The 25,938-nt window shown below is 51.9% G+C and carries 27 protein-coding genes and 1 pseudogene; 16 read left to right on the forward strand and 12 right to left on the reverse strand.

Annotated features, from left to right (window positions below):
- The first annotated feature begins 322 nt into the window (after nucleotides 1-322).
- The 5 genes from NSQ51_RS04075 to NSQ51_RS04095 all read left to right on the forward strand — a co-directional run bounded on the left by NSQ51_RS04075 (nucleotide 323) and on the right by NSQ51_RS04095 (nucleotide 6,058).
- The gene (locus tag NSQ51_RS04075; RefSeq protein ID WP_121650084.1) at nucleotides 323-1,975 is read left to right on the forward strand and encodes a peptide ABC transporter substrate-binding protein; all 1,653 of its coding nucleotides are present in this window, start codon (nucleotides 323-325) and stop codon (nucleotides 1,973-1,975) included.
- A gap of 123 nt (nucleotides 1,976-2,098) precedes the next feature.
- Nucleotides 2,099-3,028 (forward strand): oligopeptide ABC transporter permease, encoded by a 930-nt coding sequence (gene opp3b, locus NSQ51_RS04080; RefSeq protein ID WP_011230313.1) that lies wholly within the window; start codon nucleotides 2,099-2,101, stop codon nucleotides 3,026-3,028.
- Nucleotides 3,025-4,047 (forward strand): oligopeptide ABC transporter permease, encoded by a 1,023-nt coding sequence (gene opp3C, locus NSQ51_RS04085; RefSeq protein ID WP_044743398.1) that lies wholly within the window; start codon nucleotides 3,025-3,027, stop codon nucleotides 4,045-4,047. Before opp3b ends, opp3C begins: the two co-directional genes overlap by 4 nt.
- Nucleotides 4,048-4,068: 21 nt before the next feature.
- Nucleotides 4,069-5,130 (forward strand): ABC transporter ATP-binding protein, encoded by a 1,062-nt coding sequence (locus tag NSQ51_RS04090; protein WP_060788912.1) that lies wholly within the window; start codon nucleotides 4,069-4,071, stop codon nucleotides 5,128-5,130.
- A complete protein-coding gene (locus NSQ51_RS04095) occupies nucleotides 5,123-6,058 on the forward strand; it encodes an ATP-binding cassette domain-containing protein (RefSeq protein WP_033015644.1) in 936 nt (311 codons plus the stop codon). Before NSQ51_RS04090 ends, NSQ51_RS04095 begins: the two co-directional genes overlap by 8 nt.
- A gap of 87 nt (nucleotides 6,059-6,145) precedes the next feature.
- On the opposite strand, the gene NSQ51_RS04100 is transcribed toward NSQ51_RS04095, so the two are convergent.
- Complete coding sequence (locus tag NSQ51_RS04100; RefSeq protein WP_049626044.1) at nucleotides 6,146-6,328, reverse strand: hypothetical protein; 183 nt, start codon at nucleotides 6,326-6,328, stop codon at nucleotides 6,146-6,148.
- 302 nt (nucleotides 6,329-6,630) lie between these two features.
- Here NSQ51_RS04100 and spxA point away from each other — a divergent pair, with 302 nt between their 5' ends.
- The gene (spxA, locus tag NSQ51_RS04105) at nucleotides 6,631-7,029 is read left to right on the forward strand and encodes a transcriptional regulator SpxA (protein WP_011230318.1); all 399 of its coding nucleotides are present in this window, start codon (nucleotides 6,631-6,633) and stop codon (nucleotides 7,027-7,029) included.
- A gap of 50 nt (nucleotides 7,030-7,079) precedes the next feature.
- Here spxA and NSQ51_RS04110 read toward each other — a convergent pair whose 3' ends face one another.
- A complete protein-coding gene (locus tag NSQ51_RS04110) occupies nucleotides 7,080-7,742 on the reverse strand; it encodes a TerC family protein (RefSeq protein WP_121650085.1) in 663 nt (220 codons plus the stop codon).
- 210 nt (nucleotides 7,743-7,952) lie between these two features.
- Between NSQ51_RS04110 and mecA the strand changes: the two genes are divergently transcribed.
- From mecA to pepF, 4 genes are all read left to right on the forward strand, one after another.
- The gene (gene mecA, locus NSQ51_RS04115; RefSeq protein WP_033015647.1) at nucleotides 7,953-8,633 is read left to right on the forward strand and encodes an adaptor protein MecA; all 681 of its coding nucleotides are present in this window, start codon (nucleotides 7,953-7,955) and stop codon (nucleotides 8,631-8,633) included.
- Between the two features lie 96 nt (nucleotides 8,634-8,729).
- Nucleotides 8,730-10,238 carry a cardiolipin synthase gene (cls, locus tag NSQ51_RS04120; protein WP_049624940.1) on the forward strand — a complete coding sequence of 503 codons (1,509 nt, stop codon included), beginning with the start codon at nucleotides 8,730-8,732 and terminating at the stop codon, nucleotides 10,236-10,238.
- A gap of 189 nt (nucleotides 10,239-10,427) precedes the next feature.
- A complete protein-coding gene (locus NSQ51_RS04125; protein WP_033015650.1) occupies nucleotides 10,428-11,756 on the forward strand; it encodes a competence protein CoiA family protein in 1,329 nt (442 codons plus the stop codon).
- On the forward strand, nucleotides 11,756-13,579 hold the full coding sequence (gene pepF / locus NSQ51_RS04130; protein WP_033015653.1) for an oligoendopeptidase F: 1,824 nt from the start codon (nucleotides 11,756-11,758) through the stop codon (nucleotides 13,577-13,579). Before NSQ51_RS04125 ends, pepF begins: the two co-directional genes overlap by 1 nt.
- Before the next feature lie 13 nt (nucleotides 13,580-13,592).
- Here pepF and NSQ51_RS04135 read toward each other — a convergent pair whose 3' ends face one another.
- The 5 genes from NSQ51_RS04135 to NSQ51_RS04155 all read right to left on the reverse strand — a co-directional run bounded on the left by NSQ51_RS04135 (nucleotide 13,593) and on the right by NSQ51_RS04155 (nucleotide 16,832).
- Nucleotides 13,593-13,790 carry a hypothetical protein gene (locus NSQ51_RS04135; RefSeq protein WP_033015654.1) on the reverse strand — a complete coding sequence of 66 codons (198 nt, stop codon included), beginning with the start codon at nucleotides 13,788-13,790 and terminating at the stop codon, nucleotides 13,593-13,595.
- 429 nt (nucleotides 13,791-14,219) lie between these two features.
- On the reverse strand, nucleotides 14,220-15,113 hold the full coding sequence (spxH, locus tag NSQ51_RS04140; protein WP_033015657.1) for a ClpXP adapter protein SpxH: 894 nt from the start codon (nucleotides 15,111-15,113) through the stop codon (nucleotides 14,220-14,222).
- Nucleotides 15,106-15,519, reverse strand: coding sequence for a globin (locus NSQ51_RS04145; protein WP_033015658.1), 414 nt, complete (start codon nucleotides 15,517-15,519; stop codon nucleotides 15,106-15,108). Before NSQ51_RS04145 ends, spxH begins: the two co-directional genes overlap by 8 nt.
- Nucleotides 15,520-15,621: 102 nt before the next feature.
- On the reverse strand, nucleotides 15,622-16,245 hold the full coding sequence (locus NSQ51_RS04150) for a lytic transglycosylase domain-containing protein (protein WP_049625211.1): 624 nt from the start codon (nucleotides 16,243-16,245) through the stop codon (nucleotides 15,622-15,624).
- Nucleotides 16,242-16,832 (reverse strand): CYTH domain-containing protein, encoded by a 591-nt coding sequence (locus NSQ51_RS04155; RefSeq protein WP_033010440.1) that lies wholly within the window; start codon nucleotides 16,830-16,832, stop codon nucleotides 16,242-16,244. The genes NSQ51_RS04150 and NSQ51_RS04155 overlap by 4 nt, the downstream gene beginning before the upstream one ends.
- A gap of 135 nt (nucleotides 16,833-16,967) precedes the next feature.
- Here NSQ51_RS04155 and NSQ51_RS04160 point away from each other — a divergent pair, with 135 nt between their 5' ends.
- The 4 genes from NSQ51_RS04160 (at nucleotide 16,968) to NSQ51_RS04175 (ending at nucleotide 20,011) form a co-directional block, all read left to right on the forward strand.
- Nucleotides 16,968-17,345 (forward strand): hypothetical protein, encoded by a 378-nt coding sequence (locus tag NSQ51_RS04160; protein WP_033015661.1) that lies wholly within the window; start codon nucleotides 16,968-16,970, stop codon nucleotides 17,343-17,345.
- Nucleotides 17,346-17,489: 144 nt separating this feature from the next.
- Complete coding sequence (locus tag NSQ51_RS04165) at nucleotides 17,490-18,128, forward strand: GTP pyrophosphokinase family protein (protein WP_033010443.1); 639 nt, start codon at nucleotides 17,490-17,492, stop codon at nucleotides 18,126-18,128.
- Nucleotides 18,125-18,940 carry an NAD kinase gene (locus NSQ51_RS04170; protein ID WP_033015662.1) on the forward strand — a complete coding sequence of 272 codons (816 nt, stop codon included), beginning with the start codon at nucleotides 18,125-18,127 and terminating at the stop codon, nucleotides 18,938-18,940. The genes NSQ51_RS04165 and NSQ51_RS04170 overlap by 4 nt, the downstream gene beginning before the upstream one ends.
- 156 nt (nucleotides 18,941-19,096) lie before the next feature.
- Nucleotides 19,097-20,011 carry an RluA family pseudouridine synthase gene (locus NSQ51_RS04175; RefSeq protein ID WP_049625210.1) on the forward strand — a complete coding sequence of 305 codons (915 nt, stop codon included), beginning with the start codon at nucleotides 19,097-19,099 and terminating at the stop codon, nucleotides 20,009-20,011.
- A gap of 394 nt (nucleotides 20,012-20,405) precedes the next feature.
- Here the strand turns inward: NSQ51_RS04175 and prpE are convergent, their stop codons facing one another.
- Together prpE and NSQ51_RS04185 are read right to left on the reverse strand one after the other, a co-directional pair.
- The gene (gene prpE / locus NSQ51_RS04180; RefSeq protein WP_049625209.1) at nucleotides 20,406-21,143 is read right to left on the reverse strand and encodes a bis(5'-nucleosyl)-tetraphosphatase PrpE; all 738 of its coding nucleotides are present in this window, start codon (nucleotides 21,141-21,143) and stop codon (nucleotides 20,406-20,408) included.
- A gap of 207 nt (nucleotides 21,144-21,350) precedes the next feature.
- A complete protein-coding gene (locus NSQ51_RS04185) occupies nucleotides 21,351-22,526 on the reverse strand; it encodes an FtsW/RodA/SpoVE family cell cycle protein (protein WP_049625208.1) in 1,176 nt (391 codons plus the stop codon).
- Between the two features lie 198 nt (nucleotides 22,527-22,724).
- Between NSQ51_RS04185 and fabI the strand changes: the two genes are divergently transcribed.
- Together fabI and NSQ51_RS04195 are read left to right on the forward strand one after the other, a co-directional pair.
- Nucleotides 22,725-23,501: an enoyl-ACP reductase FabI gene (gene fabI, locus NSQ51_RS04190; protein WP_033015669.1), complete on the forward strand. Its 777-nt coding sequence runs from the start codon at nucleotides 22,725-22,727 to the stop codon at nucleotides 23,499-23,501.
- Nucleotides 23,502-23,620: 119 nt separating this feature from the next.
- Nucleotides 23,621-24,031: a CotO family spore coat protein gene (locus tag NSQ51_RS04195; RefSeq protein ID WP_049626048.1), complete on the forward strand. Its 411-nt coding sequence runs from the start codon at nucleotides 23,621-23,623 to the stop codon at nucleotides 24,029-24,031.
- Nucleotides 24,032-24,155: 124 nt separating this feature from the next.
- On the opposite strand, the pseudogene NSQ51_RS04200 reads toward NSQ51_RS04195, so the two are convergent.
- The 3 genes and pseudogenes from NSQ51_RS04200 to NSQ51_RS04210 all read right to left on the reverse strand — a co-directional run.
- Nucleotides 24,156-24,906: pseudogene (locus NSQ51_RS04200) on the reverse strand (glycosyltransferase family 4 protein); the annotation flags it as partial.
- 80 nt (nucleotides 24,907-24,986) lie between these two features.
- Nucleotides 24,987-25,514, reverse strand: coding sequence for a hypothetical protein (locus NSQ51_RS04205; RefSeq protein WP_121650086.1), 528 nt, complete (start codon nucleotides 25,512-25,514; stop codon nucleotides 24,987-24,989).
- A 155-nt stretch (nucleotides 25,515-25,669) separates the two neighbouring features.
- Nucleotides 25,670-25,933, reverse strand: a complete 264-nt coding sequence (locus tag NSQ51_RS04210; RefSeq protein ID WP_049625205.1) for a hypothetical protein — start codon at nucleotides 25,931-25,933, stop codon at nucleotides 25,670-25,672.
- Nucleotides 25,934-25,938 lie beyond the last annotated feature (5 nt).

Raw genomic sequence — 25,938 nt, forward strand, 5'->3', positions numbered from 1 at the left:
TAGAATAACCTGGAAGTTCAGGAGAGATTTGCTTCGAAGCTGAAAGGAAGGGCAAAAAAAATCATATTGTAAGCGTTTTCTTTTTTCTGTAGGCAGAAATTTTTTGTTTACAATGGTGGCAAAAGTCGTTACAATGCAGGTGTAAATGCAATCCGATCCTCTCCCGTTTGTAAGTAGTTTGAATTTTTTTATTTTAAGGAAATAAAAAATCCTTTTCAAATATACTATCACAGGATATAATAAGCGATGTAAGTACAATCTTCTGAAATCAAACGGTTCAGAAGATTTGTAATACACTACATAAACCTAAGGGGGGTTTTTAGTGAAGAAGCGATTTTCTTTCTTCCTCGTCCTGCTTCTCGCGCTGTCAACGTTCCTCGCGGCTTGCGGCGGGGGCAAGGACAACAACAACGCTCAAGGCGGCCAGGGCGGCGAAAAGCCGGCGGAGAAGAAGGAGCAGGTGCTGAACTTGCTTGAAAGCCAAGAGATCCCGTCGCTTGATTCGGCGCTCGCCACTGATGCGGTGTCGTTCATTGTTTTGAACAACGTCATGGAAGGTCTGTACCGTTTAGGCAAAGACAACAAGCCGGTGCCAGGGATCGCGGAAAGCTATGAAGTGAGCCAAGACGGCAAAACGTATACATTCAAGCTTCGCAAAGATGCGAAATGGTCGAACGGCGATCCGGTGACGGCGCACGATTTCGAATTCGCTTGGAAACGCGTGCTCGATCCGAAAACGAAATCGGAATATGCGTACATCATGTACGACATTAAAAACGCGGAAGAAGCCAACACAGGCAAGGTGCCGCTTGACCAAGTCGGCGTCAAAGCCCTTGATGACTACACCTTGAAAGTCGAGCTGAAAAACCCGGTTCCGTATTTCGTCGGCTTGACAGCGTTTGGCACGTTCATGCCGCAAAACGAAAAATTTGTGAAAGCGCAAGGCGACAAATACGGTCTCGAAGCTAATACGACGCTTTACAATGGCCCGTTCGTGTTGAGCGAGTGGAAGCACGAACAAGGCTGGACGTACACGAAAAACCCGAATTATTGGGACAAAGATGCTGTAAAGCTTGAAAAAGTCAATGTGAAAATCGTCAAAGATACGGCAACAGCCGTCAACTTGTATGAAACAAAACAAGCGGACCGCGTCGGCTTGACGGCGGAGTTCGTGGATAAGTACAAAAACGACAAAAACTTCCATACGAAATTGGATCCGAGGCTCTATTGGCTGCGCATGAACACGAAAAAAGAACTGTTGAACAACGTCAACGCCCGCAAAGCGATTGCGATGGCCATCGACACGCAAGCGATGGTCGATACGCTCTTGAACAACGGTTCGATTCCGGCGAAGTTCACCGTTCCGAAAGACTTCGTCACCGGTCCGGATGGCAAAGACTTCCGCGATGTGAATGGCGATTTGGTCAATTACAATCCGGATGAAGCGAAAAAACTGTGGGAGCAAGCGAAAAAAGAGCTGGGCAAAGACAAATTTACGCTTGAATTGCTGAACTATGACACCGACAACGCGAAGAAAATCGGCGAGTATGTGAAAGCGCAGCTTGAACAAAACTTGCCGGGCTTGACGGTCAACATTAAGCAACAACCGTTTGCACAAAAACTGAAGCTCGAAAGCAACATGCAATATGATTTGTCGTTCTCCGGCTGGGGGGCGGACTATCAAGACCCAATGACGTTCCTGCAGCTTTGGACGTCGACAAGCCCGCACAACCAAACGGGTTGGTCGAACGCTGAATACGACAAGCTGATCAAAGACGCGCAAACGACGCTTGCCAACGATCAGCAAGCTCGTTGGGATGCGATGCTGAAAGCAGAAAAGATCGTCTTTGAAGAAATGCCGATTGCCCCGCTCTATCAGAACGGTGTCGCCTACTTGCAACGCGAGTATGTCAAAGACTTCGTCACGCATACATTCGGCGCCGACTACAGCTTGAAATGGGCGTATGTCGAGTAATCCGTTGTTCTCTTGAAAATGCGGAGGAGAGTATATGCCTAGGCATATACTCTCCTTTTGCCTGCCAAGGCGAAAAATGTCGAAAAACAACAAAGATTATAGAAAAGCAGAGGAGGTGCGGTCATGGCGCGGTATACGCTTCAGCGGTTCGTTTATATGATTATCACGTTGTTTATCATTGCGACGTTGACGTTCTTTTTAATGAAGCTGTTGCCTGGTTCGCCGCTTCAGAACCAAGAGAAATTAACGCCGGAACAGAAGGCGCTTATTTTAAAAGAGTACGGATTGGATAAGCCCGTGCCGGTTCAATACATTCAATATTTAGGGAATTTGCTGAAAGGAGACTTGGGGGTATCGTTCCAATATGACAACCGCCCCGTGACAGAGCTCATCAGCGATCGAATCGGCCCGTCGGCCCAGCTCGGGTTTCAGGCGATTGTGTTTGGGACGATCGTCGGGTTGATTCTCGGAATTGTCGCGGCGATTCGACATAATCATTGGGAAGATTACACTGCTACGGTCATTGCGGTGTTGGGCGCCTCGATTCCGTCGTTTGTGTTAGGGGGGTTTTTGCAATATTTTATCGCTGTGAAACTGCAATGGCTTCCGGTCGCTTTTTGGGAAGGCTTCAAATATACGATTCTCCCGACATTGGCGCTGTCTGTCGGGGTCATCGCTAGCATCGCCCGTTTTATGCGCACAGAAATGCTGGAAGTGTTAAGCTCTGACTACATTTTGACGGCTCGGGCGAAAGGGATCAGCCAGGCGGGGGTTATCATCAAGCACGCCATCCGCAACTCGCTTATCCCCGTCATTACCATTTTAGGACCGATGACCGTCAATTTAATGACGGGAACGCTTGTCATTGAGAAACTGTTTGCTGTCCCTGGTCTTGGGGAACAGTTTGTCCGTTCGATTGAACTGAACGATTACCCGGTTATTATGGGAACGACGTTGTTTTATTCCGCCTTGTTGATTTTGGCAGTATTCATCGTTGATGTGTTGTACGGGGTTGTCGACCCACGCATCCGGTTAGCGGGAGGGAAAAAATGATGGCGAAACAACAATACGAACAACTGTCACCGGAATGGTTTCAGCCCGCCCCGCCGAACGTTGGTGAGCAGGAAAAAATCAATCGTCCAAGCTTGACGTTTTGGCAGGATGCTTGGCTTCGCCTTCGGGAAAACAAGGCAGCGATCGTCGGGCTCGTGATGATTATCATCTTGGCGCTCATGGCGATCATCGCCCCGATGGCGAGCGACCGGACGTATAAAGATCAAAACTTGCGGCATGCGAAACTTCCGCCGAAAATCCCGGTGCTTGAACATATTCATTGGCTTCCGTTTGACGGCCGGGATGCGAACGGCGTTGATGTGTATAAACAGCGCGGCGTGAAAGAGTACTATTGGTTTGGCACGGATGACTTAGGACGCGACTTGTGGGTGAGGACGTGGTATGGCACGCGTATCTCCCTTTATATTGGTTTGCTGGCGGCGTTGATCGACTTATTGATCGGGATTGCGTACGGCGGCATTTCCGGCTACTATGGCGGCCGCGTCGACAATGTGATGCAGCGGATCATCGAAATTTTAAACGGCATCCCGTATTTAATTATGGTCATTTTGTTCATTTTGATTTTTGAGCCTGGAATCATTTCCATCACGCTGGCGATGGTCATTACCGGTTGGACGACGATGGCGCGGATCGTGCGCGGACAAGTGTTGAAATTAAAGAACATGGAATACGTGCTGGCGGCAAGGACGCTCGGAGCGCCGACATCACGGCTTATTTTCAAACATTTGATCCCGAACGTCATCGGCCCGATCATTATTACGACGATGTTCACGATTCCATCGGCCATCTTCACTGAGGCGTTTTTGAGCTTTATCGGCCTTGGCATCCGTCCGCCGGAAGCGTCGCTTGGCTCGCTTGTCAATGACGGATACAAATCGATCCAAACATATCCGCATTTAATGATTATTCCGGCCGTTGTCATCAGCTTGCTCATTTTAAGCTTCAACTTGGTGGCAGACGGAATTCGCGATGCGCTCGACCCGAAAATGCGCAAATAACCGACGGAAGGGGTGAAACCGATGGAGAAAATTTTGCAGGTGAACGATTTGCATATTTCCTTTGACATCCACGCCGGTGAAGTGCAGGCGGTTCGCGGCGTCACGTTCGACTTGTATAAGGGAGAAACGCTGGCGATCGTCGGCGAGTCAGGGTCTGGGAAATCAGTGACTTCAAAAGCGTTGATGCGCCTGTTGCCGACGCCGCCGAGCCGAATCAAGCAAGGGGAAATTTTATTTGAAGGAAAAGACTTGACCAAGCTGTCGGAGAAAGACATGCAATCGATCCGCGGGGCGAAAATTTCAATGATTTTCCAAGATCCGATGACGTCGCTCAACCCGACGATGACGATCGGAAAGCAAATTATGGAAGCAATTTTAAAACATCAAAAGCTGTCGAAAGAGGAAGCGCGCAAACGGGCGATTGAACTATTGCAGCTGGTCGGCATTAAAAACGCCGAGCTGCGCATGAAGCAATACCCGCACCAATTTTCCGGCGGAATGCGCCAGCGTGTTGTCATCGCCATCGCCTTGGCGTGCAATCCGAAAATTTTGATCGCTGATGAACCGACGACCGCGCTGGATGTGACGATTCAGGCGCAAATTTTGGAGTTGATGAAAGACATTCAGAAAAAGCTCGGCATGTCGATTATTTTCATCACCCATGATTTAGGGGTTGTCGCCAACATGGCCGACCGAGTGGCGGTGATGTATGCCGGGAAAATCGTGGAGATCGGCACGGTGGATGAAATTTTTTACAATCCGAAACATCCGTACACCTGGGGATTGCTCGCCTCGATGCCGAGCCTTGATCATAAAGATACGGAGCTGTATTCGATCCCGGGCTCGCCGCCGGATTTGTTAAATCCGCCAAAAGGCGATGCGTTTGCGCCGCGCAATCCGTATGCGCTCAAAATCGACTATGAGCTCGAGCCGCCGATGTTCCAAGTGTCTGATACGCACTATGCGGCGACATGGCTGTTGCATGAAATGGCGCCGAAAGTGGAACCGCCGGCGATCGTGCGCGAACGGATGAAACGGTTTGCTGACATCGTCGCCCGGAAAGGAGGGAAGCCGCGTGGCTAAGCAAAAGCTGCTTGAAGTGAAAAACTTAAAACAATACTTCCCGGCCGGCCGCGGCGAGGTCGTCAAAGCGGTCGACGGCGTCACGTTTGACATTTATAAAGGGGAAACGTTCGGCCTTGTCGGCGAGTCGGGCTGCGGCAAGTCGACAACGGGGCGGACGATCATTCGGCTGTATGAGGCGACAGACGGAGAAGTACTGTTTAACGGCGTTAACGTACACGGCAAAAAATCAAAAAAAGAGCTGAAAGAGTTAAACCGAAAAATGCAAATGATTTTCCAAGATCCGTATGCGTCGCTCAATCCGCGGATGACGGTCGCCGACATTATCGCTGAGGGCATTGACATCCACGGATTGGCGAAAACGAAAGAGGAGCGGATGCAGCGCGTCTATGAGCTGCTTGAGACGGTCGGGTTGAACCGCGAGCATGCGAGCCGCTATCCGCATGAGTTTTCCGGCGGGCAACGCCAGCGGATCGGCATCGCCCGGGCGCTCGCCGTCGAGCCGGAATTCATCATCGCCGATGAGCCGATCTCGGCGCTGGACGTTTCCATTCAGGCGCAAGTCGTCAACTTGCTGAAGCGCCTGCAGCGTGAAAAAGGGTTGACGTACTTGTTTATTGCCCATGACTTGTCGATGGTCAAATACATCAGCGACCGGATCGGCGTGATGTATTTCGGGAAAATGGTCGAGCTCGCTGAATCGGAAGAGCTGTACCGCAATCCGATCCACCCATACACGAAGGCGCTCTTGTCGGCCATTCCGCTTCCTGATCCGGAAACGGAGCGGACGCGCAAGCGGATCGTTTACGATCCGGCGCAACATGGCTACAAAGATGGAGAGGAACTTGAATTCCGCGAAATTACGCCTGGCCATTTTGTGCTTTGTTCGGAGGAAGAGTATAAGCGGTATCGGGCGATGTATGCCTAGCCGAATCGAAAAAAGCGCCGCTCTTTCACCGCTGCATGATGCGAACGGTGAAAGAGCGGCGCCCACCTATGCGCCTGTTTTGGTGCGTTATTTTTTTCCCCCGACGACTTTCCATCCTTGTTGGATGCGGCGGGAGGCCTCGACATGCTTTCCACTTTTGTTTCGGCCGAACAACCGCTCTCCGATCGTGTTGCTGATATTCCCCATCAATGCGGTGAGGACGACGATCAATGCCGAAGCAATGGCAAAGTCGATGAAATAGCCGGCCATCGGTTCTTCCTCCCTTTTCCTTTTCTACTTTGATTGTAGAGGATTTGCCTTCACTTTGGAAGAGGAAAGAAAGAAAATTGCATTTATCATCGAAAAACTATATCTTTCTTGGCCGATGTATTGTATAATATATTATGTTAAAGTCATTTCAATTTGTAAACGATTGGCAAAGCGGCTGATCGCCAGACTGGCGTCCAGGCCGTGTCGCTATGCTGTCAGACGTCAAACCGGCATAGCGGTGCACGTCTGTCGTCTGACGGACGAGGGAAGCAAGGGATTCCTTGTCAAAAGGAGTGATCGAAGTGGTCAAGCTATACACATCACCGAGCTGCACGTCATGCCGGAAGGCGAAGGCGTGGCTCGAGAAGCACAATATTCCTTATGTAGAACGCAATATTTTCTCTGAACCGCTCACGGTTGAAGAGATTAAAGAAATTTTGCGGATGACGGAAACGGGAACGGACGAAATCATTTCGACCCGTTCGAAAGTGTTCCAAAAGTTGAACATTAACTTGGAAGCTTTGCCGCTGCAAGATTTGTACGAGCTGATTCAGAAAAACCCAGGAATTTTGCGCCGGCCGATCATCATTGATGAAAAGCGGCTGCAAGTCGGTTATAACGAAGATGAAATCCGCCGTTTTTTGCCGCGCAAAGTGCGGGCCTACCAACTCCGCGAAGCGCAGCGGCTGGTAAACGGGTAAGAAAAACTTCTACATGGCTTGCCATGTAGAAGTTTTTTCACACTTGCCGGTCAGCGCACGGCGCGCGTCCGCCGGTTGGCCGCCAAGCCGAGCAAAACGGCAAGAATGGCCGTTAAGACCGGAAACAACGCCTCCCAGCGCGGGTCGTAAAACGGACGCAGCCGCTCTTCGGCAGTGATCATGTTTCCGGCTGTGTATGCCAAAAGGGCGCCGCCGGCATAAATCAGAAACGAAAACCGTTCCATGGCATAAAGGATGATTTTGCTGCCTAAAATGATGATAGGAACAGAAAAAAGAAAGCCAAAGATGACAAGCCCCATATGGCCTTGGGATGCTCCGGCGATGGCGATGACGTTGTCCATGCCCATAACGACATCGGCGGCGACGATCGTCTGGACGGCTTTCCAAAGCGACGGTTCGGCTTTAATGGCGGCATGTTTTTCGTCTTTTTTCCCCATGAGCTTCAAGGCGATCCAAAACAGGAGGAGGCCGCCAGCTAGCTGCAGAAACGGGATGGTCAACAGCCATACGACCGCTGCGGTCAGCAAAATGCGGACGGCGATCGCCAGCGCCGTGCCGAGGACAATGGCGATGTTCCGCTTTTGTTCCGGCAAGTTGCGGCTCGCTAACGCAATGACAACCGCATTGTCCCCGCCAAGAATGACATCAATGCCGATAATCAGCAAGATAGAAACGATGTATTCATCCACCATAGGCGTCCCTCATTCCGTTCGTGTTCATCATCATTATAGTAGGGCATGGCCGGTTTCATAACCAATTTTTTAAAATGCGTTTTTTTATTTTCCTTCTTTCGCTTTTTATCATAAAATAAAAGTACAAGATCATAAGTTTTGATTTAAATAGTTTCAGGGGCACAATCCCTTCCTTTTTTACTTCTCTGTTTTAGAAGGGAGAGTTGAGAAATGGAAATCGAACGCATCAATGAACATACGGTGAAGTTCTACATTTCCTATGTTGATATAGAGGAGCGCGGCTTTGACCGCGAGGAAATTTGGTACAATCGGGAACGAAGCGAAGAATTATTTTGGGAAATGATGGATGAAGTTCATGGGGAAAGCGATTTTTCGCTCGATGGCCCGCTTTGGATCCAAGTGCAGGCGCTCGAAAAAGGTCTTGAAGTCGTCGTGACGAAAGCGCAGTTGTCCAAAGACGGAAGCAAGCTCGAGCTGCCGCTTCCAGAAGAGAAATGGCGCGAGTTTTCGTTGTCAGCTGGTGAAAAGGTGGAATCGCTGTTCGGCCACCATTTCCACTTTGGTCAAAACGGGGACGCCGAGGAGAGAGAAGAGCAAGATGTCCTTCAATTCATCCTTTCGTTCAAGGATATCGAGGATGTCATTTCCTTGGCCCATCGCGCTGACTTCTCTCGGTTGTCGAATCGCCTGTTCCAATTTGAAGGCCGCTATTACTTGTTCGTGGAGTTTGACGAGCGCTACACCGAGCAGGAAGTGGACAATATGCTCAGCCTTCTGTTGGAATACGGAAGAGATTCCCAGCTGACGATTTATCGACTTGAAGAATACGGGACTGAAATTATGGGCGACAATGCACTTGAAACGATCAAAACGTATTTTCCAGCCTTATAATGTTTCCATTCCGCCGATTTCGCCGCCAGAAATCGGCGTTTTCTACGTTAGCGGAAGAAAAACGGCCATCATGAAGAGCCGGGTGGAGGGGTTTTGTTGCGAAACACATCGAGAGTGGCGATTCTCGTCGTCATTGTCGGCGCGTTGCTGGCATTGACGAACGGGTTTTGGGAAGGGAAGCTGCTTGGTCTTTTCAGCGTATTGATGTCTTGTTCCGTCATCTTTATTGCGCTGGTCATTTCTCTTGAGAATCGAAAGCCGGCGCACACGATCGCTTGGCTGGCGGTGCTGGGGAGCTTTCCGATTGTCGGCTTTTTGTTTTATTTATTGTTCGGACGCAACTATTGGCAACAACGGCGCTATAAAAAGAAAGCCGATTTTGATGAGGCGGTGCTGCTCAAGTTTCAAGAGCCGTCGCCGATTGCCGTCGAACGGCTGCCGATGGCGCCCCATCAGCGTCCGCTTTTGCGCCTTGCTTATCGCATCGGCCAGCATCCGGTTTCACTTGCTTCGCAGACGGCGGTGTTGACGAACGGAGAGGAGACATTTTCTTCTATTTTTGCTGAACTGGAAAAAGCGGAACACCATATTCATTTAGAATATTATATTGTCCGTCATGATGAAATCGGCCAACAGTTGAAGCGCGTCTTGATGGAAAAAGCGCGTCAAGGTGTGCGCGTCCGTTTTTTGTATGATGCTGTCGGCAGCTGGAAGCTGTCGAACGATTATATCGAAGAGCTGCGTGCTGCCGGGGTTGAGATGATCCCGTTTTCGCCGGTGCGCCTGCCGTTTTTAAGCAACCAAATCAACTTCCGCAACCACCGGAAAATCATCGTCATTGACGGGAGTGTTGGCTTTGTCGGCGGGCTGAATATTGGCGACGAGTATTTAGGAAAAAACGAGTATTTCGGATTTTGGCGCGACACGCATTTGTTGATCCGGGGCGAAGCAGTCCGGACGTTGCAGCTTATTTTTTTGCAAGATTGGTATTATATGACGGGAGAGCGGCTGCTGACGCCGGACTACTTGTCGCCGCCTCGCATTGTAGAAGAAGGGCAAGGCGGCGTCCAGCTCATCGCCGGCGGTCCGGATCAAAAGTGGGAGGTCATTAAGCAGCTGTATTTTGCTATGATCACAGCAGCAAAACGGTCGATTTGGGTGGCTTCGCCGTATTTTGTGCCGGATGAAGACATTTTGACGGCGCTGAAAGTGGCAGCGCTAAGCGGCATTGATGTGCGGTTGCTTGCGCCGAAGCGGCCGGACAAAAAAATCGTTTTTTACGCTTCGCGCTCGTATTTTCCCGAGCTGCTCGAGGCAGGGGTAAAAATTTATGAGTATGAACGCGGGTTTTTGCACAGCAAAGTCATCGTCGTCGATGGCGAGCTCGCCTCGATCGGCACGGCGAACATGGATATGCGCAGTTTCCATTTAAACTTTGAAGTGAACGCCTTTTTGTATTATACCGACAGCATTCATAAACTCGTCCGCAACTTTTTGGAAGATTTTCGCCACGCTTCCATGATCGACTACGAACAGTTTCAACAGCGCCCGTTCCGGGTGCGTATCGCTGAATCGGTCTCCCGGCTGTTGTCGCCTCTGTTGTAACCAACCGCTTGTAAACGCCAGTCCGCCGAATCGGCGGACTTTTTTCGACGCAGTTTGGCTTTGGGCAGGAAAACCGGCGATGGTCAACGAATAAAAGGGAAGAACCGAACGGTGAAGGGGGGGCAGCAGAGAACAATTCCAGCTGTTCCCGCTCACGGACAACTATTTTTTACTGGAAAGGAAGTGATCATGTTGTTTGTCGCTCTCGCCGCTGATGGTAGGACGGTTTCGCTTGCCGGGGCGGAAAGATGGGAACGAGAGGGGCTGATGCGCCTGAAACGACAGGAACCGTTTTTTTGTCCCGCGTGCCGTCAAGAAGTGGTGCTCCGGTCGGGCCGCTACCGTTTGCCGCATTTCGCCCATCGAAAAGGGGCGGCCTGCCCGGTCGAGCACGAACCGGAGTCGGAGCGTCACTTAACTGGGAAGCGAGACTTATTCGCGTGGCTCATTCGCCAAGGCATGGAGGCGAAGCTCGAGCCGTATTTGCCCGCCATCAAGCAGCGTCCTGACGTATTGTTCCGCCATGGCCCACACCTTTATGCCCTCGAATACCAATGTTCCACGATCGATGAATCGCTGTTTCGCGAACGCAATGACGGCTACCGTCTCCTTGGCATCCGCCCGTTGTGGGTGTTAGGAGCCCATCATTTGCGGCGTTCGCCAAAATATTCGGGGGAAGTGCAACTCTCCCGGTTTCAATGGTTGTTTGCCCATCGCGCTCCACATTCAGTCGTTCCACATATATGGTACTACAGTCCAGAGACGAAACGCTTCATCCGTCTTTTTCGCCCGTTGCCGCTATCGGTGCAGCGAACATTGGCCGTGGTCGATTCAATTCCGCTTTCGTCGTTTTCGTTCCCCGATTGGATGGCCCCCTGCCCGCTGCCGCTTCCATCCGAGTTTTGGGAGCGATGGCTCGAACGAAAAAAACAATGGCGGCGGACGTTTCCGCTTTATCCGAACCAAACCGTGCGCCGCATTTGTGCTGATTTTTACCAGGCGGGCATCGTTCCGTCACTGTTTCCGACCGAAGCAGGCTGGCCAGTGCCGCGGGGGTATTTATGGGAGACGGCGCCGTTCATTTGGCAAACGTATGTCCTTTTGTTTCTTCTTGGAAAGACCGGACGGCCGGCAACGGCAGTATCTTTATTTCAGTGGCTCGATGACAAAATCCGCACCGGCCGCCTTGTTCCGCGCCGGCTGCCGCTTGTCGGCCGGGATACGTATCGTGAGGCCGTCGGCGAGTATTTGCATTGGTTGAGCCTGCTCGGCTATCTCCGCCGCGAAGAGGGCGACCAGCTTCATTTGGTGAAGCCGCTGTCGTTTCCGTCGACCGTCGATCAGATGATTCATCAAGATGCTGCGCTTCTTGAGCAAATTCACCAAACGTCGGCGCTTAGCTGCTATTGGTCAACACTTGAGTTCGGGAGAGTGGAAAAAATGAGCAGAAAACAGGAAAAGATGAACGGAATGGTGAATAATAATTCGTGTATCGATTATTTGGATAAGGAGGAATGATGACGGTGGAGGAAAAGAAAGCGAAAAAGTCGCTGCCGCTGCGAAGCGAGATTCCCGTGGAAGAAACGTGGCGGCTTGAGGACATTTTTCCTACCGATGACGCCTGGGAAGAAGAATTCAAACAAGTGAAGGCACTGATTCCAAAGCTTGGCGAATACAAAGGGCGGCTTGGCGAATCGCCGGAAGTGCTGTATGAAGCATTGCAATACCAAGATGACGTATCGATGCGCCTCGGCAAGCTGTATACATACGCCCATATGCGCTATGATCAAGATACGACTAACTCGTTTTACCAAGGGCTCGACGCCCGGGCGAAAAGCTTGTACAGCGAAGCATCGAGCGCGATGGCGTTTATCGTGCCGGAAATTTTGGCGATCGATGAAGCGGTGCTGCGCTCGTTTTTGGAACAATACGAGCCGCTTCGCTTGTATGCGCACGCGTTAGACGAAATTACGCGCCAGCGCCCGCACGTGCTGTCGGCGGAAGAGGAGGCGATCTTGGCGCAGGCGGCCGAGGTGATGCAGGCGACATCCGACACGTTCAGCGCGTTGAACAACGCTGATTTGACGTTTCCGACGATCATCGATGAAAACGGTGAGGAAGTCGAAGTCACGCACGGCCGGTTCATTCGCTTTTTAGAAAGCACGGACCGCCGTGTCCGCCGCGATGCGTTCCATGCGGTGTACCATACGTACGAAAAGTTTCAAAACACGTTTGCCAGCACGCTTGCCGGAACGGTGAAAAAACATAACTTTTTTGCCCGCGTCCGCCGTTATGAATCGGCGCGCCAAGCGGCGCTCGATGCCAACAACATCCCGGAGAGCGTGTACGACAACTTGATTGCCACGGTTCATGAACATTTGCCGCTTTTGCATCGCTATGTGCGGCTGCGCAAACAAGTGTTGGGGCTTGACGAGCTCCATATGTATGACTTGTACACGCCGCTTGTGCAAGATGTGAAAATGGACGTGACGTACGAGGAAGCGAAGCAATATATGCTTGACGGGCTGGCGCCGCTCGGCGAGGAGTATGTAGCGATCGTCAAAGAAGGGCTTGACAACCGTTGGGTCGATGTGCGCGAGAACAAAGGGAAGCGGAGCGGTGCGTATTCGTCGGGAGCGTATGGCACCCATCCGTACATTTTGCTCAATTGGCAGGACAACGTTCACAACTTGTTTACGCTCGTCCATGAGTTTGGCCACTCGGTCCATAGCTACTATACGCGCAAAACGCAGCCGTATCCGTACGCCCATTATTCGATTTTCGTCGCTGAAGTGGCGTCAACGTGCAATGAAGCGCTCTTGAACGATCACTTGCTGAAAACGATTGATGATGAGAAGAAACGGTTGTACTTGTTGAACCATTATCTTGAGGGATTCCGCGGCACTGTCTTTCGGCAGACGATGTTTGCGGAATTCGAGCATCTGATCCACCTGAAGGCGCAACAGGGCGAAGCGTTAACGGCTGAGACGCTCACCTCGCTTTATTATGATTTAAACAAAAAGTATTTTGGCGATGAGATTGTGGTCGACCAAGAAATCGGCTTGGAATGGTCGCGCATTCCGCATTTTTATTACAACTATTATGTGTACCAATATGCGACCGGCTTCAGCGCGGCAACAGCGCTCAGCAAACAAATCTTAGAGGAAGGCGAACCGGCGGTGAAACGGTACATTGACTTTTTAAAAGCCGGCAGCTCGGACTACCCAATCGAAGTGCTGAAAAAAGCCGGCGTTGATATGACGAGCGCCGAGCCGATCCGCCAAGCGTGCCAAGTGTTTGCGGAGAAGCTTGATGAGATGGAGCAGCTGCTTGAGAAATGAAACGAATGCGGCGCTACAGCCGCATTCGTTTGGATGGAAATCCACGAAACTGATGGCGGCGGTTCCATGTTGTCGCCAATCCAAGCAAGGAGAGAAACAAAAGCGGCATGGTCGCCCAAAGCGGAAGGAGCTGCATGAGGCCCAACAAGTTCAGAATAAAGGCGGCAGTGGATGCCGCCGCCCAAAGGGATAAGACGATGCGCTGCTTCATGGCGATGGCCCCCCCTCTTCCCATTTGCTTTAGTTGATGGCTCTTCACCACAACATGTACTTGACAAGCAATACGGTTTCCTGCACAAAGATGTGCAAAAATCACTGATTTGTTGATTTTCCCTCACAAGCGTAAATAGGGTATGTTCAGAAAAAAAACAAGTACAACTTTTGGGGAAGAGCCTAGTTGATTATATGCTGTTTGTCTGCCTGATCATGACGTAGGAGAATTATGACAATAATGTGAACAAACGAGCAAATGGGTTGACAATTTGATCGGCCGTTTGTTAAGATATAGATATGAACGGAAGACAAAACCTAAACCTGATACCCCTTTGTTTGACCGTGAACAATTTCTCCCATCCCCTTTGTTGTCTTGGCAACAAGAAAAAGCCCGGCTTCGGCCGGGCCTTTTCTTGTCGGTCGCACGCTACAGGCGGGCTTTTTCGATATAGCGCCAAAACGTTCCATGCTTGACAGGCACCCGCTCGACCTTTTGTTTCAGCTGCAGCTTTTTCATTTCCGTTTCCGCTTCTTGGATGGTCCAATTGTACACAACGGCAACTTCTTTCGTGGCGACGGACTTAAAATGGCTTAAAAATGATTCCAGTGGAGGGGGAGGAGACGGCTTGGGATGGAAGCCAAGCATTTCGGCGATCAGTTCGACGTAAATGTCATACGGATAGCATCCGGAAATTTTAATGCCTTCATCTTCAATGTTTTCATTAAATAAGACAAGCGTCGGTATTTCGTCGACATCCATTTCCGACGTGATTTTCAAATCACATTGGAACGCTTTTACCGCTCCCGGAGAGTGCATGTCGCGCAGAAATTCATCGACGTCAAGACCAGCTTCGGCGGCGCATTCGGCGAGCACCGACAAATCAGAGACATTTTGTTTTTCGAGAAAGAGCTGTTCTTGCAGCTTGCGTAAAAAGCGGAGGCCGGCCCGCTTTCCTTGCATTTCCGCCGCTTTAATGGCGAGTGATGGGGCGAACGGGCTTGAAATCCGATTTTCGAGCCAAACGCTGCCGTCGCATGACATGCCGGTGCGGCAAGCCGCCCATTCCCATGCTTTGGCCATTGCCTCCGGCTTTGTTCCTTTGTGCGCGCCCCATGTCGCCCATGTTCCGCTCAATATGTGCCTTAAGGTAAAAAAACGGCCGTATTCGATCGTCAGTTTTTTGATGACTGGTTCAAGCCCCCAGCATTCCGGGCATAAAGGATCGATAAACAAATACAGCTCGAGCGGTTTGTTCGTGTTGCCTAGCGGCTGGGAAGGGTAGCAAGTTGATGTCGTCTTCCCAGCAAACTTCTCACTCAAGGGTATGCTCCTTTCTGTCCAGATGATCTGGGGTATTGACCATATGATGGGCGGTGAGTACGAGCCGGTGATAAAACTGTTCGCGCGCCGGCCCGGACAAGCCGATTTCGTCCATGGCTGCCCGCATGCAGGCAAGCCATGCTTCCGCCCGCTTCGGCGTGATTTCAAAGCGGAGATGGCGCGCCCTCATCATGGGGTGTCCATGCTCTGCCGTGTAAAGAGGGGGGCCGCCTAAATATTGTGTTAAAAACTGTTTTTGCTTGCGGGCGGTTTCCGTCAAATCGTCAGGGAAAATGGGCCGCAAGTCCGGATGCGCGGCCACGCGACGGTAAAATGCTTCGACAAGTTTCGCAACCTTCTCCTCTCCGCCGATCGCCTCATAAAGAGTTTGCCATTGTTCACCCATCGCGGATGCTCCTTTTGTTTGAAAATCATTCGTTGTCGTTTGATTGCTATTTTATCAACAGCACGCATGGATCTCAAACAAAGTGACTCGAGCGCCGCTCGTTTATGTGCGGTAGCTTTTTAACACGCGTTCGACATACGCCCGCGTTTCGGCAAATGGCGGCACTCCCCCATGGCGATCGACGTGCCCGGGCCCGGCGTTGTAGGCGGCTAAGGCGAGAGTGATATTCCCGTTGTACCGGTCAAGGAGCTGGCGCAAATATTTTACGCCGCCGTCGATGTTTTGCGCCGGATCAAGCGGGTTGTGGACGCCGAGCATTTTTGCCGTGCTTGGCATGAGCTGCATGAGTCCAAACGCTCCAGCCGGACTTTTCGCATCGGGACGGAAATTTGACTCATGGCGAATGACGGCGCGGATGAGCTGCGGGTCAACGTCGTATTTTTCCGCTGCCGCCGCGATGAAAGCATCGATAGAAGAAGATGAGTTGGTTGCAGCACCCGCTTCATGTTCGAGCGGGGCGCTGCGATGGCCGGCGGGCGCCGGGGGCTGACCGCTTAGGGCAGCTTGAGGCGCCTCGGCAGAAGATTCCTCACCGCGGCTGAGAGATTCGGCAAGCAAGCTTGAAAACAAGGATGGCACCGGCGATGGCAACAGGCTGGAGCGTCCGGGTGAGAACGCATTGAGTGCCTGCCATTCGATGAGCAGCTTTAATGGCGAAACGGTCATCGTCTTTCCTCCATTTCTTTCATGCGGGCGTAAAAGCGGGCGATTTTGTTTGGCGCCGGGCGGCGCGGGATGCCGAGCGCCTCAAGCAGGCGCAAAAACCGCTTTTCACCCGCTTCCACGTGATCCACTTCATACTCAAGTTCGTAATCTTCGCTTTGCAAGTAGAAGTTGCGGTCAAGGAAAAGCGTACCGCCTTCGTACGGCCATTGGGCGCGTTCGGTGACAAGAGAGCCGAAATGGCGCACGTTGGATGGATCAATGCCCAGTTCCGCAAGCAAGGCCGCGATCGTTCCGTGCAGCGGCACGCCCGTGAGCAGCGCCTCCGCTTCGGAAGGGGTGAGCGGCACGTGCGTCTCGAGAAGCGCCCCATCCGCCCGCGTTTGTTTCAGCGTCAGCGTAAACCGCCCTTCTTTCGCCCGGATGCGCAGCGCTGCCGCCCGTTCTTTTAAGGCGAATGACGGAGTGTCAAAGTAATGGTTTTCCTGGCGGAAGAAAGCGCCATCATCCAACCGGAAGGCGGCGCGGACGGCCGCAAATTCCGCTGCCGTTAACAAGTTTTTTAATTCGATTTCGACCTCTTGATGCATCGTAAATCTCCCTCGGGAAAGATCATCGTCTCCCTCTATTATCAGCTGTTTTTCGGCGAATATCAATTATTTCGCCCGCATAGGCTGAATATGGTAAAATAAAGGGCGGATGGTTGGTGTGGAAGGAGAGAAAGCATGAACGAAAAATGGATCGTCGAGCGGGCGGAGCGGGAAGGCGGCCGGCTTTGGCTGTATGTCAATGATGCTTCGGTTCCGCTTGCCCGCGTAACGCCGAAACGCCATATGCTTGTCGATTCGGATGCGTTGGCGTTTGCGTACATTTTGGAAACCGATGATCGCTTTCTATATGTCATGATTCCGAAGCCGTGGTGGCCTGAGCTAAAGGCGGCGCTTGACGCCAAGGAGCCGGTCTGGCTTCGATGTGGAGAGAGGACGCTTGAGCTTGAACAGTTTCACGATGAACTGTCTTATTTGCTTGAAAATATTCGCGGCAACGCCAACTATGGCGAGGCGCTTGAACGAGCAGTACAAGAGATGTTTTTTACCGGATGAGCCGTCCGGTTGCCTGCCTTTGGGCGTGAGGGGAGGCGGAGCGCGCCAAAGGCCGCTTACCGTCAAAGCGGCGCTGGGAAGGTGCGGATGCTTTCTCTTGGCCCAGGCTGTCAGGAAATTGAAAATAGATAGGCAGGTGGTACGATGGTAAACCATTGGGATTTGTTTTTAGCCCCGTATAAGCAGGCAGTCGAAGAGCTGAAAGTAAAGTTGCGAGGCATTCGCGCCCAGTTTGAGATGATTGAAGCGCACTCGCCGATTGAGTTTGTCACCGGACGCGTGAAGCCGGTTGCCAGCATTTTAGACAAGGCGCAAAAGAAAAACATCCCGCTCGACCGCCTCGAGGAAGAGATGCAAGATATTGCAGGACTGCGCATCATGTGCCAGTTTGTCGACGATATTAAAACGGTCGTCGAGCTGCTGCGCCAGCGCAACGATTTTACAATCGTCGAGGAGCGCGACTATGTCACGCAAAAGAAAGAAAGCGGCTATCGTTCATACCACCTCGTCATTCGGTATCCGGTGCAGACGATCCGCGGCGAGAAAAATATTTTGGCGGAAATTCAAATCCGCACGCTGGCGATGAACTTTTGGGCGACGATCGAACACTCTCTGAACTACAAATACAGCGGCCGCTTTCCGGAAGATATTAAAGCCCGGCTGCAGCGCGCGGCGGAGGCTGCCTACCGCCTCGATGAGGAAATGTCGAAAATCCGCGTTGAAATTCAAGAAGCGCAGGCCGCCTTTTCACGAAAACAAGAAGCAAAAGGGGAAGGACAATGAAACGAACTGATGCGCCGCTGGCCTTCGCCATTACGTCAAAAGGGGATGATGTGTCGAACGCCCTCGCGCAGAAGATGAAGACGTATTTGCTTGATTTTGATTTGCGCTATGATGAGGAAGCGCCGGATTTGGTCATTTCCGTCGGCGGGGATGGAACGCTGTTGTACGCGTTCCATCGCTATTGCCATCGGTTGGACAAGACGGCGTTTGTCGGCGTCCATACCGGCCATCTCGGCTTTTATGCCGATTGGGTGCCGGAAGAAATCGAAAAGCTCGTGATTGCCATCGCCAAAACACCGTATCAAGTGGTGGAGTACCCGCTGCTTGAGGTGACGATTCGTTACATTAACGGTGGGCGCGAGGCGAAGTATTTAGCGCTCAACGAATGCACGGTGAAATGTGTGAGTGGGACGCTCGTCATGGATGTTGAAATTCGCGGTGATTTGTTTGAGCGGTTCCGCGGCGACGGGTTGTGCATTTCGACGCCGACCGGCAGCACGGCTTACAATAAAGCGCTCGGCGGCGCGATTTTGCATCCTTCGCTTGAGGCGATTCAAGTGACCGAGATGGCGTCGATCAACAACCGTGTGTTTCGGACAATCGGTTCGCCGCTCGTGCTGCCGGCGCACCATACGTGTTTACTCAAGCCGGTCAACCACGTCGATTTTCAAATTACGATCGACCATTTGTCACTGTTGCATAAAGAAGTGAAGTCGATTCAATGCCGGGTGGCCGATGAAAAGGTGCGTTTCGCCCGCTTTCGGCCGTTTCCGTTTTGGCGGCGGGTGCGCGACTCGTTTATCGCCGACTGAGGGAAAACCCGCCTCCTTGGTTAGGCAACGCTTCCCGTTTGCGGCGAGGTGATGGTCTTTTGGCGCGGATGCCGATTCCGTTTTAGCGGCGCCAAAGGAAAGTGGATGGAACACGATGAGCAAGACGGAGATTTTTGATCAGAAAGGTGACGAACATTGCCGCCGTTTACCATGACCTTTTCCATCGATGAACAGCACGACGGAAAGCTGCTGCGCCAGTTTTTGCAAGAGAACGGCATTTCGCGGACGGCGCTTACCGATATTAAATTCCATGGCGGGGCGCTGTTGATTGACGGTCGGCCCGTCACCGTCCGCCATGTGCTGCGCGCCGGTGAGACGCTGTCGGTTGTGTTTCCGCCGGAGCGGACGAGCGATTGGATGGATCCGGAAGAGATGCCGCTTCATATCGTGTACGAAGATGATTACATCCTTGTCGTTGACAAACCGGCCGGGTTGGCCACGATCCCGTCGCGCCATCATCCGGGCGGAACGCTTGCCAACGGCCTGCTGCACCATTACCGAAGGCAGCGGCTCGATTCAACCGTCCATATTGTGACAAGATTGGACCGCGACACGTCCGGGCTTGTGCTCGTTGCCAAGCACCGCCACGTTCACCATTTGTTGTCCACGCTCCAGCAAAAAGGGAAGGTGGCGCGCACATATGAGGCCATTTGCCACGGTGTCATGGTTGATGACGAAGGGACGATTGATGCGCCGATCGGCCGCCGGGGAGACAGCATCATCGCCCGCGAAGTGCGGGAGGACGGCAAGCCGGCGGTCACTCATTTCCGGGTGCTCGAGCGGCTTCGCGGCTATACGCACGTGTCGCTGCAGCTTGAAACCGGACGTACGCACCAAATCCGCGTCCATTTGGCTTATGTTGGCCATCCGCTCGCTGGGGATGACCTCTATGGCGGGAGTCGGGAGATGATCGACCGCCAGGCGCTCCATAGCCGTCAGCTCTCGTTTTTCCATCCGTTTGCGCGCCGCTGGTTGACATTTGCCGCTCCGCTTCCCGGGGACATGGCGCATCTCATTGAAACGGTGCGCTCGTCAACTACCCCCACTTAGCTAACGCTTGAAGTGGGGGCTTGCAACTCCCCAGAAGTACAAGCGGACTTCGTCCTCCTTCCTTGACTTGGGGTTGCATCTGGGCAGGTTGACAACTACCCAACGACGCAGGTCATGCCTGCATCGTTACCGATTCTCTCGGTGTGTCTGTTGGCAGTACTTGGCTTCCACACACAACAGACGGATCTACGCTCGATGTTTTACGGTTACAACGTTTCCTGTAACCAACTCCATACATCGAGTAGCCGTTATTGGAGTGCCTTTATTAAACGGTTTTCTCCACGCCTTTATTCTATCATACACAAAAGAAAAGGGGAACGCGCATTCCTCTCCCACTTACTCCCTTTGGTCGTTGAAGTGGGAGTCTCCTGCGCGAAATAGGATGAAGCGCCGGTTACGGGAACGAACGGAATTTTTCCGGAACGTATGGCATCGATGACGGAACCGAGACGGTCTCCATTTCCGGGTAGCGCAATGCAGTGAGCGCACCGCCGAACACACAGCCGGTGTCAATGTTGACGGTTCGTCCGACAAACCGCGGAGTTTTGACAGGCGTATGGCCATACACAACCCATGCGCTGCCGTGATACCGTTTCGCCCAGTCGCGGCGCACCGGCGTCCCGTCCGGGTTCGTTTCGCCGGTGATGTCTCCGTATAGGACGAACGTCTTGACTTTTTGATCCGTCCGCCCGATATAATCATGGCGAATGCCGGCGTGGGCGATGACAAGGCGCCCCTCATCCAAAACGGCGTACAGGGGCGCCTGCTCATACAGGCGGATAAATTTGCGGCGGATCATCTCCTGTTCGCTTGGAGGCAAGGTGCGGTACTCGGAGACGGTCGTCTCAAGACCATGGGCGATTTGCACGTTGCGCCCTAAAAAGAAGCGGTACAGCTTATTGCAATGGTTGCCCGGCACGTAGTAAGCCAGCTTTCGCTCGACAAGGGCGGAGACGATCTCGATCATGTTCAGCGATTCAGGACCGCGGTCGGTCAAATCGCCGACGAAGCCGAGCTTTCGTCCGTCGGGATGAATCGGCACCCCTTCGTCCCAATGGTAGCCGAGTGTTTCCGTCAATGCGGCGAATTCACGGAAGCAGCCATGAATGTCGCCGATGATGTCCACTTGCATCGAATGTGCTCCTTTCTCGCTATAATGGTTGTACTACCAGTATGTCCGTTCAGTCAGGAAAAGAAAAGATGAGGCGGTTTTGCCCGCCTCATCGCGGCTTTTGCGGAGGCAACGCCCAAACGGCGGAGCCCGCGGCCAGGAAACAAAGAAGTGGAGTTGAGCTTGATGGCGACAAAAAAACGCCGCCTGCGGACACAGCAAGCGGCTTTATTCATCGCTCGCGAACATAAATTTCCGCGTTCGCGAATGAACGTTTAAGACGAGGCCGATCGCCAGCATATAAGTCGCCAGCGAGCTTCCTCCATAGCTGATGAACGGAAGCGGCAACCCCGTGATCGGCAAAAGTCCAATCGTCATGCCAATGTTTTGGAACACTTGGAACGTAATCATGCCCGCGACGCCGGCACATAAATAGCTGCCGTATAAATCGTTGCTCTCCAAGGCAATATGGATCATGCGATAAATGAGCAGGAAAAAGAGAGACACGACGATGCTTGAGCCGACAAATCCGAACTGTTCGGCAATAACCCCGAAAATAAAGTCGGTATGCGCTTCAGGCAAGTACACTTGTAAATTGCCGAGCCCCTTCCCGTACAGCTCCCCCGAGCCGATGGCCATCAACGAACGGATGAGCTGAAACCCTTGGTCGGTCGAATATTCATACGGTGCGAGCCATCCGTAAAACCGGTTTAATTGGTAATCTTCTTCAATGATATATTTATGAAAAAAGTCCGGAAAATAAAAGTATATGAATACAATGGATGCCACGGCCGCCACTCCGGAAAAGACGATGCCGAAAATGATGCGCCAGCGGATGCCGGAAACGAGCACCAAGGTGGCGGTGATGGCCATAAACACCATCGACATGCCCATGTCCGGCTGCTTGGCCAACAAGATGAGCGGCGGCAACACGGTGAGGGCGATTTTGCCGAGCAGCTTGAAATCATCGCGGATCATGGGTTCAGGGTATTTTTCCCGATGGTTGACGATGATGCGACTTAGGACGATGATCATAAAAATTTTCATCAGCTCGGATGGCTGAAAGTTGCCTCCAGGTAGATGATACCAACTCGTCGCCCCCTTAATGGTTACTGATCCTGGGACGTTCAATTCCAGCCCAAGCAACAGCAACATCCCGAATCCATACAAATACCAAGCGATTTGAAACAGCCGATCATAGTCAATGATCATCGTCAAGGCGATCACGACAGCGCCGATGGCGTACCATTGCAGCTGCTTGGAAGCGAAGTTGACGTTCTGCAGCTTCTCGGGAAGCATCGGCTCCGCGCTGTGAATGGCGATGGCGCTCACCACGGCCATTAAGAATAAAAGAAATAATAAGTGATAATCAAGCTTCGATTGGGAAAAACGGTCATGATCCATGGAACGATCCTCTCCATTCAAATGTACCATATACCATATTAGCGAATTGAGTCGGTTTTGCAAAGTGGGAAAAACCGCCGGCAGCATGAAGGAGTCAAAAGGCAAAAAGAAAGCGCTCATTTACATTGTTTGCCGCATCGCCTATAATAGAATTAACACCTGGTGCTAAGAATAAATGATAATTGGGAGGATGAATGAATGGTCTTATCATTGGAAGGACGTACATATGTCGTGATGGGGGTGGCGAACAAACGAAGCATCGCCTGGGGCATTGCTCGTTCGCTTCATGCTGCCGGCGCTCGGTTGGTGTTTACGTATGCCGGCGAGCGGTTTGAAAAAGAGGTGCGGGCGCTGGTCGATACGCTTGGGGATGAACGCTCCCTTCTGCTGCCGTGCGATGTGGCAAAAGACGAAGACATTGTTCAATGTTTCGCGCAAATCAAAGAACAAGTCGGCGTCATCCACGGCGTCGCTCATTGCATCGCCTATGCCAATAAAGAAGACTTGAGCGGTGAGTATATGAATGTCAGCCGCGAAGGCTTTTTGCTCGCCCATAACATCAGTGCGTATTCGCTCACCGCGGTGGCTCGTGAAGCGAAAGAGCTGATGACGGAAGGTGGCAGCATCGTCACCCTTACGTACTTAGGCGGCGAGCGCGTCGTGCAAAACTACAACATTATGGGTGTGGCGAAAGCGTCGCTTGATGCGAGCGTGAAATATTTGGCGAACGATTTGGGCAAATACGGCATCCGCGTCAATGCCATTTCCGCTGGACCGATTCGCACACTGTCGGCCAAAGGGGTGAGCGATTTCAACTCGATTTTAAAGCAAATCGAAGAACGCGCTCCGCTCCGCCGGACGACGACGCAGGAAGAAGTCGGCGATGTGGCGCTGTTTTTGTTCAGCGACTTGTCGCGCGGCATCACCGGGGAAATTATTCACGTCGACTCGGGATACCACATTTTAGGATATTAAAAACGTGCGAGCAGCCGTTCCTGTTGATGGAGCGGCTGTTTTTTGCTTGACTTGGGCAATTATTGAGATCATGGGCATACATATATAAGGTAAGGCAAGCATGGAAAAGGGGGATCGACGTGCGGAAACAAAACGTTGTGGAGACGGAGCCATTGCTTTACATTGTGCAGCCAAAAGCGATGCGGGCGGCGGCGCATATGCAAGAAACGTTTATGTGGACTAGCCGAACGCAACAGGAAGAGGAAGGAAATTCCAACGATGAACGAGGCGGCGAGGAGGAACCGACTGAATTTTTTGCCAAAAAAGAATTCCAAGCGATGGCGCTCGACGAACGGCTGGCCTTTTTGGCGGAGCTGCCCGGCCATTTGCCGCCGCTTAAATGTCAGTTTGTCACGCAGGAGCAAAGCTATGAAGGTGTGCTGAAGCAATGCACAGCGGATGAATTGGTGATCGCCGACGAGCGAGGGAACGAAACCGTTATCGGCCGCGCCGCACTTGTTTCCGTAACGATGATCGGATTTGTGCCATAACGGTTTCCCTTTCCCGCGTCGAAGCACAGCGTTGCCCGGATGCGGTGCATCGTCGGGAAAGGGATGGCCATAGTTCATGCCGCCCCCTCACTGTTGCAGGAGACATTCCCGTTTGGCTTGCGGTTTATTTTTTGAGGCTTGCCGCTTTTCTTGCTGACGATGGTCCATTTGCGCCCGGAAGGCTTGCAATTACAAAAGGCTTGTCATCATGTTTTGCTTGAGCCCGTTTGCGGTTCAAATGCGTTTTTGTCGCCGAGCCTGGCATCTGTCAGTTGCCGCTTGCAATAGTAAAAGGTTTCGAATGGCGGCCGGTTTGCACGTTCTGGGGGGGCAGGAGCGCCTTTTGCGCTTTCGGTTTGTGACGCCATCGCCTCTTTTTGTTTGGCGCTCTGTTGATCGTCTGCCAGTGAGGCGGCACGTTTTTTCTTCCGTTTTTCGTTTTTCACATTCGCTTTTTCTGTTTTGGGAGGCATTGTCCGCGCCGCTGTATTCTTTTTCGACCGTTCCGTTTCTTTTGGGTCCGTTTGAGGCGACACCGGTTGTCCGAATGCCTCTTCTGTTTGCAGTTCTGTTGTGAGAGCAGCTGTTGATTCGAATTCTTTGGCTTGCTCCCACACTTCCAATAACTCCGAAGCGACCCGCTCCCAATGATACAGCGAAACAGCCAGCTCGCGTCCTTTTTCGCCCATTCTTTTCATCAAAGATGTATTGGATAATATTTGGGCGATCTTGTCGGCGAAATCGCTTGGGTTCTCTGGGTTTTCCACGATCAGGCCATTTTCATTCGCCAAAATGACTTCTGGATTGCCGCCTCTGGCTGTCGTGACGATCGGAAGGCCTGCCGCCATGGCTTCGTAATGGACGCGCGCCAATGGCGGTTGGCTGCCTGTCGCCTGCTTTCGCGTCCCTTGGCCGATGATTTCGCTGTAAAACATATGCGGAAACATAGCATCGGCTAAGTAGACGCTTTGATACGAAGCATAGAGCGGACAAATGGAGAAATAGATTTCAAATAATGACCGAATTCTTTTGGACACGTTGTTTCCCGGTGTGCATCCAGTATGTCGGTCGGTTCGGGGAAGGACGGCGAATGGGGAGGGATCCAATCGTCGAATAGGCTGTGTTTGTGAAAACGGGCCAACCATTCAATCCGTTGCTGGAATGAGGGCTTGCTTCCGCTTGAGGAAACGTACTCCATCAAGTAGTAATAGTGGTTTTTTCGTTGAACGTAAGGTTGCTTTGTTTTTGTCCGGATCATTTTTGGGATGTGAAATCCAGTTTCATATAGTTTGGAATGAAGCAAAATCGGGAAAGGTGTTTTATCCTCATTCAGCCGTTTTAGTACGCACCTCTCACCCGTTTTTTTGTTTTGCAGAAGCCATACTTTTTCCTTTTTTAGCTCGCCGGCGATATCCACCTCGGTTTCCGACAGGCCGTAGCTGTGCAACACTTCAAACAACAGGCGGGATCGTTTTGAGGCCACGATCAGTTCCTCCTAGCGCCAATGGTCGGTTAATAAGAGTGTATGTAAAGGGAAACGAGTTGGTATAGACAGGTGCACTAGGCCATGGCGAAAAGGGGCGGCAAAAAATAAGGCCGACCGCGCTCTTTGGCGCTGGCCGGCAAGGCTTTTCTTGATTATTCTTCCTCGTCCTCGAGCTGTTTTTGTGAATCGGAACGCATGGAAGCGGGGAGATCGATCGAGGCGATGGCGGCCGCATTGATGGCCAGTGTGCGCCCTCCCTCTTCATAAAAGCGGTCAACAAGCAACGAAACAGTGTTGGTTCGCGGTTTAACATAAATCAGCCAGAAGTCCCCCCCTCTACAGGTGGGGGATGAATGGCGTTCGGTTTTTCTGTTTTTTTCTTTCTTCTTTGGATGGCAATAGAATACAATAAACATAGGAG

The sequence above is a fragment of the Geobacillus sp. FSL K6-0789 genome (genome assembly GCF_038593135.1).
Lineage (GTDB): Bacteria > Bacillota > Bacilli > Bacillales > Anoxybacillaceae > Geobacillus > Geobacillus stearothermophilus.

Excerpts from the sequence above, each read along its gene's own strand:
- NSQ51_RS04125 (WP_033015650.1), top strand. The coding sequence starts at position 10,428 with ATGTTGTTTGTCGCTCTCGCCGCTGATGGTAGGACGGTTTCGCTTGCC.
- prpE (WP_049625209.1), bottom strand. The coding sequence starts at position 21,143 with ATGCAAGTGGACATCATCGGCGACATTCATGGCTGCTTCCGTGAATTC.
- pepF (WP_033015653.1), top strand. The coding sequence starts at position 11,756 with ATGACGGTGGAGGAAAAGAAAGCGAAAAAGTCGCTGCCGCTGCGAAGC.
- mecA (WP_033015647.1), top strand. The coding sequence starts at position 7,953 with ATGGAAATCGAACGCATCAATGAACATACGGTGAAGTTCTACATTTCC.
- NSQ51_RS04155 (WP_033010440.1), bottom strand. The coding sequence starts at position 16,832 with ATGCATCAAGAGGTCGAAATCGAATTAAAAAACTTGTTAACGGCAGCG.
- NSQ51_RS04185 (WP_049625208.1), bottom strand. The coding sequence starts at position 22,526 with ATGGATCATGACCGTTTTTCCCAATCGAAGCTTGATTATCACTTATTA.
- NSQ51_RS04110 (WP_121650085.1), bottom strand. The coding sequence starts at position 7,742 with ATGGTGGATGAATACATCGTTTCTATCTTGCTGATTATCGGCATTGAT.
- NSQ51_RS04135 (WP_033015654.1), bottom strand. The coding sequence starts at position 13,790 with ATGAAGCAGCGCATCGTCTTATCCCTTTGGGCGGCGGCATCCACTGCC.
- fabI (WP_033015669.1), top strand. The coding sequence starts at position 22,725 with ATGGTCTTATCATTGGAAGGACGTACATATGTCGTGATGGGGGTGGCG.
- NSQ51_RS04150 (WP_049625211.1), bottom strand. The coding sequence starts at position 16,245 with ATGACCGTTTCGCCATTAAAGCTGCTCATCGAATGGCAGGCACTCAAT.
- NSQ51_RS04210 (WP_049625205.1), bottom strand. The coding sequence starts at position 25,933 with ATGTTTATTGTATTCTATTGCCATCCAAAGAAGAAAGAAAAAAACAGA.
- opp3b (WP_011230313.1), top strand. The coding sequence starts at position 2,099 with ATGGCGCGGTATACGCTTCAGCGGTTCGTTTATATGATTATCACGTTG.
- NSQ51_RS04170 (WP_033015662.1), top strand. The coding sequence starts at position 18,125 with ATGAAACGAACTGATGCGCCGCTGGCCTTCGCCATTACGTCAAAAGGG.
- NSQ51_RS04090 (WP_060788912.1), top strand. The coding sequence starts at position 4,069 with ATGGAGAAAATTTTGCAGGTGAACGATTTGCATATTTCCTTTGACATC.
- NSQ51_RS04165 (WP_033010443.1), top strand. The coding sequence starts at position 17,490 with ATGGTAAACCATTGGGATTTGTTTTTAGCCCCGTATAAGCAGGCAGTC.
- NSQ51_RS04100 (WP_049626044.1), bottom strand. The coding sequence starts at position 6,328 with ATGGCCGGCTATTTCATCGACTTTGCCATTGCTTCGGCATTGATCGTC.
- opp3C (WP_044743398.1), top strand. The coding sequence starts at position 3,025 with ATGATGGCGAAACAACAATACGAACAACTGTCACCGGAATGGTTTCAG.
- NSQ51_RS04145 (WP_033015658.1), bottom strand. The coding sequence starts at position 15,519 with ATGGGTGAACAATGGCAAACTCTTTATGAGGCGATCGGCGGAGAGGAG.
- NSQ51_RS04160 (WP_033015661.1), top strand. The coding sequence starts at position 16,968 with ATGAACGAAAAATGGATCGTCGAGCGGGCGGAGCGGGAAGGCGGCCGG.